At 68.8% G+C, this 15,271-nt stretch carries 11 protein-coding genes; 2 read left to right on the forward strand and 9 right to left on the reverse strand.

From position 1 onward, the window contains the following. Positions 1-974: NYN domain-containing protein (locus tag VIB55_RS24900; protein ID WP_331879396.1), on the reverse strand; the 974-nt coding region annotated here is incomplete at its 3' end. A 194-nt stretch (positions 975-1,168) separates the two neighbouring features. Continuing rightward, positions 1,169-2,764 (reverse strand): class I adenylate-forming enzyme family protein, encoded by a 1,596-nt coding sequence (locus tag VIB55_RS24905; RefSeq protein ID WP_331879397.1) that lies wholly within the window; start codon positions 2,762-2,764, stop codon positions 1,169-1,171. Positions 2,765-2,982: 218 nt separating this feature from the next. Here VIB55_RS24905 and VIB55_RS24910 point away from each other — a divergent pair, with 218 nt between their 5' ends. After that, complete coding sequence (locus VIB55_RS24910) at positions 2,983-5,223, forward strand: ATP-dependent helicase (protein WP_331879398.1); 2,241 nt, start codon at positions 2,983-2,985, stop codon at positions 5,221-5,223. Positions 5,224-6,039: 816 nt separating this feature from the next. On the opposite strand, the gene VIB55_RS24915 is transcribed toward VIB55_RS24910, so the two are convergent. From VIB55_RS24915 to VIB55_RS24935, 5 genes are read right to left on the reverse strand one after another with little or no spacing between them, the layout of a single operon-like run. Beyond that, a complete protein-coding gene (locus VIB55_RS24915) occupies positions 6,040-7,281 on the reverse strand; it encodes an ABC transporter permease (RefSeq protein WP_331879399.1) in 1,242 nt (413 codons plus the stop codon). A gap of 10 nt (positions 7,282-7,291) precedes the next feature. Next, the gene (locus tag VIB55_RS24920; RefSeq protein WP_331879400.1) at positions 7,292-8,539 is read right to left on the reverse strand and encodes an ABC transporter permease; all 1,248 of its coding nucleotides are present in this window, start codon (positions 8,537-8,539) and stop codon (positions 7,292-7,294) included. Positions 8,540-8,542: 3 nt separating this feature from the next. Beyond that, a complete protein-coding gene (locus tag VIB55_RS24925) occupies positions 8,543-9,292 on the reverse strand; it encodes an ABC transporter ATP-binding protein (protein ID WP_331879401.1) in 750 nt (249 codons plus the stop codon). Then, positions 9,289-10,587, reverse strand: coding sequence for an efflux RND transporter periplasmic adaptor subunit (locus VIB55_RS24930; RefSeq protein WP_331879402.1), 1,299 nt, complete (start codon positions 10,585-10,587; stop codon positions 9,289-9,291). The genes VIB55_RS24925 and VIB55_RS24930 overlap by 4 nt, the downstream gene beginning before the upstream one ends. A gap of 32 nt (positions 10,588-10,619) precedes the next feature. After that, entirely contained in the window at positions 10,620-12,110 is a 1,491-nt protein-coding gene (locus VIB55_RS24935; protein WP_331879403.1) for a TolC family protein, read from the reverse strand. Between the two features lie 502 nt (positions 12,111-12,612). On the opposite strand from VIB55_RS24935, the gene VIB55_RS24940 reads away from it, so the two are divergent. Next, entirely contained in the window at positions 12,613-13,911 is a 1,299-nt protein-coding gene (locus VIB55_RS24940) for a Fic family protein (RefSeq protein ID WP_331879404.1), read from the forward strand. A 76-nt stretch (positions 13,912-13,987) separates the two neighbouring features. Here the strand turns inward: VIB55_RS24940 and VIB55_RS24945 are convergent, their stop codons facing one another. Together VIB55_RS24945 and VIB55_RS24950 are read right to left on the reverse strand one after the other, a co-directional pair. Continuing rightward, complete coding sequence (locus tag VIB55_RS24945) at positions 13,988-14,671, reverse strand: hypothetical protein (RefSeq protein WP_331879405.1); 684 nt, start codon at positions 14,669-14,671, stop codon at positions 13,988-13,990. Positions 14,672-14,763: 92 nt separating this feature from the next. Next, positions 14,764-15,271, reverse strand: a 508-nt coding sequence (locus tag VIB55_RS24950) for a creatininase family protein (protein WP_331879406.1), incomplete at its 5' end; no start/stop codon positions are given.

Here is a 15,271-nt window from a genome sequence, read left to right on the forward strand (position 1 = left end):
TCCAGGTCTACCTCGATCTCCAGCGGCGTCTCGTAGCTGCGCGGACGCTCGCGCTCGCGGTCCCGGTCGCGGTCACGCCCGCGGTAGCGGTCGCGGAAGCCGCCGCGTCCACGGTCGCGGCCACGATCGCGGTCGCGCCCACCCTCGCGGTCGGCCTCTTCGCGCTGGCGCTCGCGGCGCGGCTCGTCGAAGGGCGTCTGCGGCTCGTCGCCGGGCTGCGGGGGAACGATCTCCCACTGCCCCTCGTTGTCCTTGCGCAGGCGCACCAGCCCGCGCGACTGCGCGTCGGTGATGAACTTGCTGAACTTGCTGTACCCCAGGTCCTTTTCGCTGAAGCCCGGGTCCAGGTCGATCATCACCTGCTTCAGCCGATCCACCCGCATCACGTCGCGGTTGCGGACCATCTGCCGCGCGGCCTTGGTCACCAGCTCCCACGGGTCTTCGCGCACGCCGGTGTCGTCCTGCGCGCGGGTGAGGCCGGAGAGGTTGTGGTACGAGTAGTACTCGTCGCAGTTCTGGATCAGCAGGTCGCTGGCCGACTCGCGCATCCCCACGCCGATCACGTACTTGCCGTACTCCTTGAGCTTCATCACGCAGCTCGAGAAGTCGGAGTCGCCCGTGAGCAGGATGAAGGTGCCGATCTCCGGCCGCATGAACGCCAGCTCGATGGCGTCCACCGCCATGCGCAGGTCCGTGGCGTTCTTCTTGGAGGTCCCGTAGGCGGGGGCGAAGATCAGGTCGACGGAGGCCTCCGTCAGGGGAACGACCGACTGGGGGTAGCGCCGCCAGTCGGCGTAGGCGCGGCGCACGGCCACCTTGCCGCGGAACACCTCGGAATCCAGCATCGCCTTGAGCTCCTTGCCCAGGTCGGTGCGGATGTTCATGGTGACGTTGTCGAAGTCGATAAGCAGTGCGGCGCTGCGGCCGCTGGGCATGCCCGCCGAAGTGGGCACACGGGTTGGTGCGTTGTTCATGTCTCGTCAGTCCGTCGTTTGCGTTGTGCCGACGAGACCCCTTTTCCTCGGGGGGGAGCCAGCGCGGGGGCACGAAGCGCGAAAGTACGAAAGCGGGAACCGGGGCTGGGGTTCCGTACGCTTTCGTACTCGGGCGCCGCGTACTTCCGCACTCCCCGCCGATGGCGAAAGGAGCCTCGAAGCGTCGTTGTTCATCACCGCCGGCTGCTCTCCTCGGCGTTGATCATCCGCGCGAGCTCCACCCGGCGCACCTTGCCGCTTCCCGTCAGGGGAAAGCCGTCCAGGAAGCGCACGAGGTCGGGAACCTTGTAGTCCGCCAGCACCTCGCGGCAGAAATCGCGGATCTCCTCACCCGTCACGATGGCGCCCTCGACGGGGACGATGCAGGCGCATGCCTTTTCGCCCAGGATCTCGTCGGGAAGGCCCACCACGGCGACGTCGAGCACCGCGGGGTGCGCGTGCAGCCGGTCTTCCACCTCGCGCGGGTACACGTTGAACCCGCCGCGGATGATCATTTCCTTGCGGCGGCCGATCAGGTGAACGTAGCCCTCCTCGTCCACCATCCCCAGGTCGCCGGTCAAAAAGAACCCGTCGGGCGTAAACACCTGGGCCGTCTCGCCGGGCTGGCGGTAGTACCCCTGCATGACGCCCGGGCCCTTGATGGCCACCTCGCCCACCGACTCCACCGGAAGAACCGAGCCGTCGGCGTCGATCACCCGCACCTCGGTTTCGGCCAGCGGCCGCCCGACGGTGGCGATCTGCTTGCCGCGCGGGTCGCCGGGGGTGTTGACGGACACCGTGTTTCCGGTTTCCGTCATCCCGTATCCCACGCGAATTCCCGGCACCAGGTCGCGCATGATGCGCTGCGCCAGTTCTTCCGTCACCGGCGCGCCGGCCACGATGCCCGTGCGCAGCGACGAGAGGTTGCGCGACGCCCGCGTGGGCTCGTTCAGCGCCAGGATGAAGTTGGTGGGAACGCCGTGAATGACCGTCACCCCCTCGCGCTCCACCACCTCCAGCGCCTCGGCCGGGGCAAGCCCCTCGTCCAGCACCAGCGACGCGCCCGCCGCCATCGTCCCCAGCACCCCGGTGCCGATGCCGAACACGTTGAAGAGCGTGTTGACCCCGAACACCACGTCGTCGGCCGTCAACCCGATGGCCTCGGCCGTGGTGGCGGCGTTGGACATCAGGTTCTCGTGCGTGAGCGCCACCCCCTTGGGCTTGCCCATGGTGCCCGAGGTGTAGACGATGGCGAACAGCGCATCCGACGGGCCCTCCCACCGGGGGAACGGCCGCCCCTCGCCGCTGGACACCAGGTCTTCGAACTGGTGGATGCGGTCGTCGTACCAGAGGTCTTCCTTGCCCACCGACAGCACGTACTGCAGGTCCGGCAGCACGCCCAGGAACTGCTCGAAGCGCGCCAGGTAGTCGATGCCTCCCCAGTTTTCGGCCGTGACCACGGCCACCGACTCGGAGTGGCGCAGCGCGTACTGCAGCTCCGGCGACGTAAAGCGCGGGTTCAGCGGCACGATCACCGCGCCCAGCTTGGCCGCGGCAAAGGCGCTGACGATGAACTCGGGCCAGTTGGGAAGGGTGAGGGCGATGCGGTCGCCGGCCTCGATGCCCAGCTCGTGCAGGGCGGCGGCCAGCGCGGCGGCCTGCTGGTCGACCTGTCCGTACGTAAGCCGCTGATCGCCGAACGCAACGAAAGGCCGCGTCGGGTTCTCCCGCGCGCGGAGCTCCAGGCTCTCCGCGAGCGTGAGACCACGAAAGCGGTCGCGTAGCGTCATGTAGCCTCTAGTGCGGGTGCTCCATCCTGTGCCGACGGGCAGAAACATAACTGGGGGTTCAGGGTGCGTCAAACGCTGGGGGTTGCGGGGTTTTCGACGGCTCCCGGGCGCGCCCGCCGGTCCGTCCCGTTCCCCGTTCCCTATTCCCTCTCCCCTCCTCCACCGGCTATCTTCCGCCCTCCACCACAGCGTTCTCAGCAGGTTCTAGAGAGCAGGCCTTGCATCCGATTCCCGAGTACCTCCGCGGGCTCAATCCCGAGCAGCGCCACGCCGCGCTCTCCACCGAGGGCCCCGTGCTGGTCCTGGCCGGCGCGGGCTCGGGCAAGACCAGCATGCTGGTGCACCGGATCGCCTACATGATCCGCGACCGGGGCATCAACCCCAAGCAGATCCTGGCCGTCACCTTCACCAACAAGGCGGCCACCGAAATGCGCGAGCGCGTGGCCCGGATGGTGGGCAAGGAGGCCCGCGGCGTTCTCCTTTCCACCTTCCACTCGCTGGGCGCGCGGCTCCTTCGCGACTACGGCGACCGCATCGGCCTGCCGAAGGATTTCTCCATCTATCCCACCAGCGACCAGGCGCAGGCGGTCAAGCGCATCATGGCCGAGGAGGTGCACATCAGCGCCACCGTCGGGGAGGATTCGTTCGATCCCAAGCGCGTGCTGTTCGCCATCTCCGACTGGAAGAACCGGCTGGTCACCCCGCCCGAGGCCGCGCGGGAGGTGGCCGAGGGGCGGATGAAGAACGACCGCAACGACGACTACGCCGTCCTCGCCGCCGACATCTACCCCCGCTACGAGGCCACGCTGCGGGCCGCGGGGGCGTGCGACTTCGACGACCTGCTGGTGCTTCCCGTGCAGCTGCTGCGCGAGCACCCCGAGGTGCGCGAGCGGCTGTGGAAGCGCTGGCGGTACGTGATGATCGACGAGTACCAGGACACCAACGGCGCACAGTTCGAGGTGGCGCGGATGATGGCCGGGCCGCTGAAGAACCTGTGCGTGGTGGGCGACGACGACCAGTCCATCTACGCCTGGCGCGGCGCCGACGTGCGCAACATCCTGGATTTCGAGAACCACTTTCCCGGCGCGCAGGTGGTGCTGCTGGAAGAGAACTACCGCTCCACGCAGCGCATCCTGGACGCGGCCAACGGGGTGATCGCCAACAACTCGTCGCGGCGCCCCAAGCGGCTGCGCACGGGGAACGGCCCCGGTCCCAAGATCGACTACTGGTCGTTCAACGAGGCCGGCGGAAAGACGTCGGAAGAGCAGGAGTCGGAGATGGTGGCGCGGGAGATCGGCGTGCGCCGCTTCGCCGAGAAGCTGAAGTGGGCCGACTTTGCGGTGCTTTATCGCACGAACCTGCAGAGCAAGCCGTTCGAAGAGGCGCTGCGGGCGGCCAACATCCCCTACCGGGTGGTCGGCGGGCAGTCGTTCTTCGACCGCAAGGAGGTGGCGGACCTGGTGGCCTACCTGCGCGTGCTCCTCAACCCGCGCGACGAGGTTTCGCTCCGCCGCATCATCAACTACCCCGGGCGCGGCATCGGGCGCACGACCATCATGAAGCTCGTCGACGCCTCCCGCGCCGCGCACGAGCCGCTGTACGAAACGCTCAAGCGGGTGGGCGAGGTGGACGGCATCAACCGCGGGACCACGGAGGCGGTGCGCTCGTTCGTGGAGATGATGGAGGAGCTGCGGATGGAGTTCCAGTCCACGCAGGCCGCCATCGACCACGGGCTGACGACGCATCGGTCGCTGTTCGGGTTCACGCAGGAGATGGTGAAGCGGCTGCGGCTGGAAGAGGCGGTGCGGGCCGACAACTCCAAGAGCGAGCGCGCGGCGGAGGTGCGGGTAGACATCCTTCGCGAGTTCGTGGGATCCATCCAGCGCTTCGAGGAGCGCACCTGGGCCGACCGCCCGCCCCCGGACGACGAGGACGACTGGAATCCGCCCTCCATGCGGGCGTTCCTGGAGCGCGTGTCGCTGACGGACGAGGACGACCGCAAGGAAAAGGAGGAAGAGGCTCCCGACCAGGTGACGCTGCTGACCATGCACAGCGCCAAGGGGCTGGAGTTCACCCACGTGTTCATCGTGGGGCTGGAGGAGGAGATCCTGCCGCACGCGCGCAGCGTGAAGAGCTCGGCGGCTGCGGAGGCCGACGCGGAGGAAAACTGGCAGACCTGGGAGGCGAACGGGGGCGGCGACCCCATCGCGGAGGAGCGCCGCCTGTTCTACGTGGGGATCACGCGGGCACGGCACCGGCTCACGCTCTCCGGCTGCGCCACCCGCAACCAGCGTGGCAACGTGATCGTCCGCAAGCCGTCGCGCTTCCTCGCGGAGATCCCCCCCGAGCTGCTGGACCAGAAGACGCCGGGCGCCATCAGCTCCCTCTCGCCGGAGGAAAGCAAGTCGTTCCGCGCAAACGTGATGGCGGACCTTCGCAAACAGCTGGCGGGCGGCTGAACGGCGGCGGCGCGAGGCGCGGCGAGCCACGGCGAGGCGCACGAAGGCACGCAGAGGGCACGGCGGAGGCACGGTGGAGGGCCGGCGAAGCACGCCGGAGGCGCGGCGACGAAGGCCGCGTAGCACCAAGCCCTGTCATCCAGAGGCGCAAGCGCACTGAACCGGCCCGCACTCCACCCTTCGCGCGCCGTCGGATCTAGCTGAGGACACCTCTATACCGGGGCGCGGCAGCGGTCACAAAGCCGAGGCCTCGGCCGGGCTGGGGCGACTAAAGTCGCGGCAACAAAGGCCCGAAGTCCGCCTTCGCGGACTGCACGCGAAGCCGAGTGCGCGTGGCCAGCGGAGGTGCAATCGCAGTCTCCCCTCTCCGCACGTCGTTTGTGCGGGGAGGGGCCTCCCGCGGCATGCGCGACGGCTGGTCTGATCGGCGTGATTGAGCGGTCCACCGGTTCGCCCGTGGACCGCTTCTTCGCCAAGCCAAGACCGAGCCCGCGGCATCGGCGACCGCTGCCGCGCCCGGGCGAAGAGGCATCCGGGGTTAGATCCTTCGCCCCGCGAGCGTCGGTGTGGAGGGGGGTGCGGTGCGCCTGGGGCTCAGGATGACAGACGTGGTGGAGCGACAACGATATAGATCCGCCCCCACAATCTGAAGTGTACCCCCTCTCCCACGCTGTTTGTGGGAGAGGGTCGCACGCGTGTCAGCGCGGCGGGGTGAGGGCCCCCACGGCAGCCGAGGCCTCACCCCAAAATGGCGAACCCCCGGCACCGCGCGCAAACGCGAGGTGCGGGGGCTTTCCCTCCATCGACATCCCTGCCCTACTCGTATCGCAGCGCGTCCACCGGGTCCAGGCGCGCGGCCTTGAACGCGGGGTACAGGCCAAAGCCCATCCCGCCCACCGCCGCCACCAGCAGCGACGCCACGACCGCCCACAGCGGGATCGTCGCCGGGATGGGGCTGATGGCGCCGATCAGCCACGCCATGCACATGGCGATGGCCAGGCCGATGATGCCGCCCACCAGCGTCACCGTCATCGCCTCGACCAGGAACTGCCACAGGATCTCGCGCGGGGTGGCGCCCAGCGCCTTGCGCACGCCGATCTCGCGCGTCCGCTCGGTCACCGAGATCATCATGATCCCCACCACCCCCACGCCGCCTACGATCAGGCCGATCCCCGCCAGCACCAGCATCACCAGGAAGAACACGCCCGTCATGCGGTCGAACATCTCGGTGAACGCCTGCTGGCGGATCAGGGCGAAGTTGTCTTCCGCCCCGGGCCGCAGCCCGCGCGAAACGCGGAGCGCCGCCGTCACGTCGTCCATGGCCTGCGCCTGCGTGTAGCCCGTCGCCGGCACCACCAGCAGGCTCATCCAGTCGCGGTCGGCATCCAGCTTGGTGAGCGCCGTCCGCGTGGGAACGAAGGCGAAGTTGCCCGCCGCCGCGGCGAAGATGTTCTCCGTTTCCTTGTACACGCCCACCACCAGGAACTGCTGGCCGCGCAGCCGGATGTGCTTGCCCACCGCCCGCGTGCCGTCGAACAGCGACCTCGCCAGTCCGTCGGAAAGCACCACGACCGGCGCCCCGCTCCGCTCGTCGGCCGCCACGAAGTTGCGGCCCTCGATGAAGTCGCCCTTGCTGTACTCGGGCCAGGTGGCGCCGCGCCCCGCGATGTTCACGTTGGGCACGGTGTTGTTGCGGTACTTGGCGCTTCCCCCCGCGTCCGCCGCCGTCACCACCGAACGGATGGAGGGCAGCGCCTCCAGCAGGTCGGCCTCGGCGAAGGTGATGGCCGGCTTGCCGTCCCACGGGGCGGTCTCGGCGTCGTTCACGAACTGCAGCTTCGTCTGGTCGAAGCGGTTGACGATGAAGTTGTTGGGGCCCAGCCCCTCCATCGCCGACATCACCGAGCCGCGCAGCCCCGTGATCGCGGCCGCCATCGTCATCACCGTCGCCACGCCGATGACGATGCCCAGGATGGTCAGCGAGGCGCGCACCTTGTTGCTGCGCAGCGATTCCAGGGCGATCAGCACCCCGTCGCGCACGGACGTCAGGTTCATCATGAGCGCGCTCCTATTCCGACCGCAGGGCCACGATGGGGTCCAGCCGCGAGGCGCGCCACGCGGGGTACACCCCGGCGACGAGGCCCACGCCGATCCCCAGGAACATCGCCAGCCCGATCGCCCCGCCCGACACCCGCGCCGGCAGCGGCGACACGGCCGACACCAGCTGTGCCAGCCCGATCCCCAAGGCGATTCCCAGCAGCCCGCCGAATCCCGACAGGGTTCCGGCTTCGATCATGAACTGCGTGAGGATGTCGACCCGGCGCGCGCCCAGCGACTTGCGGATGCCGATTTCGCGCGTGCGCTCGCTGACCGACACCAGCATCAGGTTCATGATGACCACGGCCCCCACGATCAGCGACACGCCCACCAGCATGGGCAGCGCCATCATCAGAAAGCCGTTGATCTTTTCCCAGAACCCCAGCGACCCCTCGGCCGTCTCGACCGAGAAGTTGTTTTCCTCGCGCGGACGCAGCCGGCGAAGGGTGCGCGCCAGGCCGGTGATCTCCGACTCCGCCTGCGGAACCAGCTCGCCGCGGGGCACCTGGAAGGAGATGTCTTCCACCTTTCCCGCCTGCTCCCAGACGCCGCCGTTCACCGGGCTCCGCGCGGGGACGATGGCCATGCGGTCCATCGTAAAGCCGAAGATCGCGCCCTGCTTTTCCAGCAGCCCGATCACGCGGTAGGGCAGGCTGGCGACCCGTACCGTCTGGCCCACGGGGTTCAGCCCGGGAAAGAGCGCGTCGGCCACCTCCACGCCCAGGATGATGACGGGCACCCCGCGCTGCGCCTCCTGGCGCGAGAAGGGCCGCCCTGCCTGGATGTCCATCTCGCGGACGCGGAAGAAGTTCTCGTTCGCGCCGATGATGTTGACGCCCGACAATTCCTTGCCGCGCCCGTTGCCCACACGCGCCGACTGGTCGTAGCTGTACGACAGCAGCCCGGGGGTGGTGACGTTGGCCGCCAGCCACTCGGCCTCGTTCTGGCTGAAGAGCGGGCGCCGCATCCATTCGCGCCACTGGTCCTCGGTCTGGGGGTCCTCGCCCAGTTCGGGAACGCGGCGCAGCAGCACCGTGTTATGCCCCACGATGCGGCCGGCGAACTCCTCCTTCATGTACGCATCCATCCCCTTGAGCAGGGTGATGACGGCGATCAGGAAGGTGACGCCCACCACCGTGCCCAGCACGGTGAAGAAGGCGCGCATCTTGTTGGCGCGGATCATGGCCAGGGCGATCCTCACCGCTTCGCGGATGCCCATGGCTCAGGCTCCCGCGCCGACGGCCACTTCGGCGCGCTTGCGATGGGGCTCCGGAACGACCGGCGTCTGGCGCCGGTCGCTGGCGATCACCCCGTCCTTGAGCGTCACCACGCGCTCGGCGTGCGCCGCGATGTCGGGCTCGTGGGTGACCATGATGATGGTTTGCCCCTGCCGGTGGAGGTCGGCGAAGAGGGCCATGATCTCCTCCGACGTCACCGAGTCCAGGTTGCCCGTGGGCTCGTCGGCCAGGATGATGCTGGGACGCGTCACCAGCGCCCGGGCGATGGCCACGCGCTGCCGCTGGCCGCCCGAAAGCTGGCTGGGGCGGTGGTCCATGCGGTCGCCCAGCCCCACGTGCTCCAGGGCCTGCACCGCCCGCTCGCGCCGCTCCTTCTTGGCGAACCCGCCGTAGACCAGCGGCAACTCCACGTTTTCCAGCGCGGTGCTGCGCGGCAGCAGGTTGAAGGTCTGGAAGACGAAGCCGATCTCGCGGTTGCGGACGCGGGCCAGGTCGTCTTCCTTCATCCCCGCCACCTTCTGCCCGTTCAGCACGTACTCGCCGCCCGTGGGCGTGTCCAGGCAGCCGATCAGGTTCATGAAGGTGCTCTTCCCCGAGCCCGACGGCCCCATGATGGCCACGTACTCGTTGCGGTGGATCTCCAGGTCCACCCCGCGGAGGGCGCGCACCGTTTCCGCGCCCAGGTCGTAGTGCTTCTGAAGGTCCCGCGCCTGGATGATGGGCGCCGTGCTCATCCCTTCCTCCGTTCCGCCCCCTTGGCCTTGCCCTTCTCCTCCTCCGGCTCCGGCAGGCGCACCTTGTTGCCGGCCTCGAGCTCGCGGATGGCCTGGTAGCTTCCCGCCACCACCATCTCGCCGCCGCGCAGGCCGCTGACCACCTCGAAGTAGCGGTCGCCCGCGATGCCGATCTTCACCGGCACCCACACGGCGCTGTCGCCGCGGATGACGAACACGCCCTCGACCTCTTCCTCCACCTTGCGCTCGCCGCGCACCGCCTCGGGGCCGTCCTGCTCCTCGTCGGCCGCCTTGAACTTCTTCCCCTGCGCGTCGCGGACGGTCAGGGCGATGATGGGCACGGACAGCGAGTTCGCGCGCGTCTCGGTGACGATCTCGGCCGTGGCGGAGAGGTCCGGACGCAGGTTGGCCGGCGGGTTGTCGAGGGTGATGACCACCTCGTAGTCCACCGACTGCTGCTGCGTGCTGCCGCCCGCCGAGGGGAGCTGGATGGAGCTGTTGCCGATGGCCGTCACCCGCCCGCTGAAGGCCTGGCCCGGAAAGGCGTCCACCTTCACCGAGGCGCTGTCGCCCAGCGTCAGCCCGGGAACGTCGGTCTCGTCCACCTGCACCTTGGCCTCCATCACCGACAGGTCGGCGATGGTCAGCAGCAGGCTGCCGGGGTTGTTCATCGTCCCGACGACGGCCGTTTCGCCCTGCTCGATGTTCAGCCGGGTGACGCGCCCGCTCATGGGGGCCACGATGGTGGTCTTGCTCAATTGGTCGCGCGCCTCGCTGACCGCGGCCTGCGACTGGCTGATGGCGAAGCGCATGGCCTGGAACTCCTGCTCGGCCACCTGCACCTGGGTGCGGGCCTGCTCCACGTCGGCCGCCGAAACGAGCTCGTTGGTGCGCGACAGCTGCTCGGCGCGGTTCAGGTCGCTCTGCGCCTTGGTGAGCTGCGCGCGCTGCTGGGCGGCGCGGGCCTGGCTCTGCGACACGGCGGCCTCGGCGCGGCGCACGGCGGCTACGTACTGCGTGGGCTCGATGCGCAGCAGCAGCTCGCCCGCGTTCACCCACTGCCCTTCCTCCACCGCCACCTGCACCACGCGGCCGGAGATGTCGGCCGAGATGTCGACCTTGCGTTTGGGCTCGATCTTTCCGCTGGCCTGCACCACCGACACCAGTCCGCGGCGGGCCACCTGCTCGCCACGCACCTCCACGCCCTCGTCGCCGCCGCCCATCGCCATCGCGGCGCCGACGGACACGATGACCAGCGCTCCGGCGATGATCGCGACCTTCTTCTTCTTCGACATGGTTCTATGTCCTTGGTCCGGGGGGCCGGAAATCAGCGAAGGGGGCGGCCGACCAGCGCCTCGAGCGCGGCCAGCGACTTGTGGTACATGTACACCGAGTCGATCACCGCGCGCTCGGCCTCGGAAAGCCGCGTCTGCGCGTCGGTCACCTCCAGCGAGTTGGCGGCGCCCAGGCGAAAGCGCTCGCGGGCCAGGCGCAGCTCCTCGGCGGCGTTCTCGGCCACCTGGCGCTGAAGCTCGGCGGTGCGGAAGGCGGTCTGCGCGTTCAGCACGCCGGTGCGTACGTCCAGCTCCAGCCGCTGCTGCTGGGCGCGTACGGCCAGCTCGGCGTCGCCGGCCTGCACGCGCGCCTCCTCGATCCGCCGCTCACGGTTGAGCCCGTCGAACAGCGGCAGCGACACGGTCATCGAGGCCTGCAGGGGCTGGCGCGTGTAGCCAAAGGGAAAGCTGGGGTTTCCGGCGGCGATCTCGTTGCGCACGGCGGCCTGCACGGCCGGGTCGGCGGCGTTCAGCGGCGAGCAGTCGGCGGCGCCCAGCCCTGCGGCGGTGCGGATGACGTTCGTTTCCTGGCACGACGAGTACGCGCCGGCCAGCCCGCCCAGCTGCTGCTGCACCAGTGGATCGATGTTGCCGGCGCTGTACACCGAGCCCACCAGCCCCACCTGCATGCTCACGCTGGGCAGGTACTGCGAGCGGGCCGCCCTCACCTGCGTACGCGCGGCGCCGCTGCTGGCGCGCGCGGCCTGGATGACGGGGTTGGCCTCTTGGGCCTCGCGCACCAGCTCGTCGGCGTTCCACGAGGGCGCGAAGAGCTCGAACCGGCTGGTGAGCGGCGTGTCGGGCGAAAGGCTCACGCCCATCAGCTGCCCCAGCCGAAGCACCTCGGTGGCGTGCGTGTTCTGCCGCTGCACCAGCGCCACCTCGGCCTGGCCGCGCTGCACCTGCGCGCGGCGCACCTCCAGCGGCGTTCCCGAGCCCACCTCCAGCCGGGCGCCGGCCAGCCGCTCGTGCTCGCGGGTGCGCTCCACCTCGCGCGCGGCCTGCTGCACCTGGTCGCCGGCCTGCAGCGCCGTCAGGTACTGCTGGCGCACCTGCATCACCAGGCTCCACTCGTAGCCCGCGATGCGGCTTTCCGTGGCCGCGTGCTGCGCCCGGGCGATGCTGGGCTGAAGCAGCTTGGCGCGGCTGATGTCGTACTGCAGCCCCAGGTTCCAGTTGGACGAGTAGTACTCGGGCTTGGCGCCGAACGTCTGCGCGCCGAAGCGCTGCTCGCCCGGCGCCGTGTATCCGAACCCGGCGCTGGCGTTGGCGGACGGCAGGAAGTCGGCGCGGGCGGCGCGCATGCCCGCGCGGGTGGCGCCCACGTCGTTGCGCTGCGCCAGCATGTCGGGATTGTTCTCGCGGGCCGATGCCACGGCCTGCTCGATGGTGAGCGCGGGCTGCTGCGCGGCCGCGGGCAGGGCGAACAGGAGCGCGGCGAGCGCAGAAAGGCCGGCGCCTCGGCGAATGATGATGCTCGACATTGGTCGATTTCGGTTGTCGGGGTCCTGCAGAGGGGCGGTCTGGTACCGCCTCGTGGTGCCCTACGGGAACGGTGCTGGTGGAGTTTCAGGCAGGTTCGGGAGGGATGCGCCAAATCTAATCACGTACCGCTGAAATCCCAAGGACGTGAGTGGCGCGGGAACGCAGATGATGGTGGCAAGCTCTCAAGGTTTGATGGCACGCCCGGGCTGTTTAATGGCGCGCTCGGTCATTTAATGGCATGCTTTTAAGTTCTAATGGCACGCTTCTGTACTTTAATGGCACGCTTCCCTATGTTTATGGCGCGCTTAACGGCCACGGATCCCTCAGCGTGCCACAGCCAGCCGACAGATTCCCACCTTGGCGAAAACCAACTCCTCGGTCATCCAGCAGGAACTCGACAGGATCGTTGCTCTGCTCGCGGATCACCCCGAGGGGATTCGGATCAGGGACATCTCTGAAGAATACGGGCGGTGTTACTCCGCGCGACTCTCGAGACGAACCTTGAACCGGCGTCTCGACGTCCTGGTGCGAGAGGAGCGGATACTCACTCGCGGCGAGAGCGTAGGCCGCGTGTACCTGCCAACGGAGCACGGGGAGCCGGCGTCCAGCGGTGATCGCGGAACGACCGCCCAGGCCACGGTGGATCCATCGGCTCCCGAGGAAGAGGACTACGTTCCTGTCTCTCCCGCGGGCGACGAGGTGCGCACGCTGGTCCGCCGGCCGATGATGTATCGCGAGCCGGTGGGATACGATCGCGGGTTCCTGGAGGCGTATGAGCCCGGCACGACCTGGTACCTGCAGGAAGATGTCCGCCGGCAGCTGCACGAGATGGGCGTCACTCCCGATCCGCAACGCCCTGCCGGAACGTTCGCGCGCGACGTCTTCGACCGCCTTCTGATCGACCTGGCCTGGGCATCGAGCCGGCTGGAGGGAAATACCTACACCCGGCTCGATACGCAGAACCTGCTTCAGTTCGGGCAGCGTGCGGAAGGCAAGGATGCCGAGAACGCGCAGATGATCCTCAACCACAAGAACGCGATCGAGTTCATCGTCGAGAGTGCGGAGGTCATCGGGTTCGACCGCCGGACGCTGACGACACTGCACAGCGCGCTTTCCGAAAACCTGCTCGGCGATCCCAGCGACGAAGGAAGCCTGCGGCAGCGTCCGGTGCAGATCACGGGAACGCGCTACGTGCCCGTCGCCATTCCCCAGGTGATCGAGGACACCTTCGACCTGCTGCTCCAGAAAGCGGCGGCCATTCCCGATCCGTTCGAGCAGGCGTTCTTCGGAATGGTCCACATCCCGTACCTGCAGCCGTTCTCCGACGTCAACAAGCGCACCTCGCGCCTGGCCGCGAACATCCCCCTGATCCGGGCGAACCTGTGCCCCCTGTCGTTCGTGGACGTGCCGGAACGCGCATACATCGAAGGCACCCTGGGCGTGTACGAGTTGACCCGGGTGGAACTGCTCCGCGACGTGTTCGTCTGGGCGTACGCCCGGTCCTGCGCCCAGTACAAGGTCGTGCGAGATTCCCTGGTGCAGCCGGACCCCATGCGGCTGAAGTACCGGAACGAGCTGGCCGCCGTCGTCCGTGAGATCGTCCTGGGGATGCAGCCACCGCGTGAAGACCTGGTCCGCGCGGAGGCCGAAGCGCAAAACATTCCCCCCGATGACCTGGAGGGGTTCAGCGAACGCGCCATTGCGTTGCTCAACGCACTCAACGAGGGGAGCGCGAGCCGCTACTATCTGCGGCAGAGCGACTTCCAGGCATGGTACGACCGGTACCGCGTGCGTGCTTGAGGTGACGCGTTTCCGGGGTGAAAAAAGAAGCGCCGGGCGTGGGCCCGGCGTTTCAGTCGTGAATCCCGGTTCCGCGTCAGCGGGGGATGGCGGTACGCTCGGCGCGGTAGCCGCGGGCGGGGACCTCTACCCGGAGCACGCGGTTCAGCGCATCCACCCATACGTGGTGCTCGTCGCCGCCCTGCGGCTGAACGACCAGGTGAAAGAGGGTGATGGACGTGCCGCCCACCTGCACCCGCTCTTCGCCGCGGCTGCTGATGGTGGCCATGACTTGCCGGTTCTCGCGGGGGACGATGACGGGAAGGCGGCCGTTGTGGGTACGCTGGGCCAGGAAGTGGTAGTGGTGCGCCACCCCCTCGTCCAGCACCACGGCGCCGCGGCTGGCCACGTACTCGCGCAGCTGCTCGCCCGACGCGGTGACGATCTTGGCGCTGAAGCGCCCGCCGCCCACGGTGCCGACGATCTTGCGCGGCGAGGTGCCGCCCACGTCGACCTGGTACTCCACGGGGTCGCCCTCGATGCCGCGGGTGCGAAGCCGCGGATCCAGTTCCAGGCTCCCCTCGGGGAGGCGCACGCGCACGCGGCCGGTGGCGAACACCTCCTGTCCGGTGCCGCTCCCCGTCTGCCGGATGGTGAACTCTTCCGTGCCCACGTCCTGGTCCTGCGCGTAGACGCGAAACGTTCCCTGGTCGATCTGCGCGGCCGCCGGGGCGGCCGTCGCCAGCCCGGCGAGCAGGGCCAGCTTGCTGGAAATCTTCATTTCTCCTCACGTGATCGGCGGCGCGTCCGCACGCAGCGGCAGGCGCCGGTCCGCAAGAGCATACCCCGCGGGACGGCAGGGGTTTCTCCGCGCTACAGCTCGGGCTCGTCCGCCGGCGGGGCGATGAATACTTTGAGGCGGATCTTCTGCAGGATATGTTCGTAGATCCGGGCACCCTTCTCCGCCGTGCCCAGCGTGGGCCGGCCCACCGCGCCCTCGCACTTGGAGGGGATGCGCTTCAATCGCCCGCCGACGAACTTTCGCGCCTTTTCGGGGTCCATCCGGTAGTCGCGCGCGGCGTACATCCGCACGGCGTCGGGGCGCAGGTGAAGGAGCAGCGAGGTGAGCACCTCGCCCGCGTGCTCCGGCTCGCCGCCCGCGTCCAGCAGCTCGCGCAGGTCCACCGAGAGCGCCTCCACCACCCGCACCCGCGCTCCCGCCGCGCGGATGGTGGCGATGGCCTCGGCGTGGGGCGCGTGCACGTTGGCGGTGATGGCGATGAACTCGTCGAAGCCCTGCAGCGCCCACGAGGCCAGCAGCTCCATGAAGGCGCGGTGGAGCGTCTTGGGATGCAGCGCGGCGGTGCCGGCGTAGGTGGCT

The organism is Longimicrobium sp. (assembly GCF_036554565.1).
GTDB lineage: Bacteria > Gemmatimonadota > Gemmatimonadetes > Longimicrobiales > Longimicrobiaceae > Longimicrobium.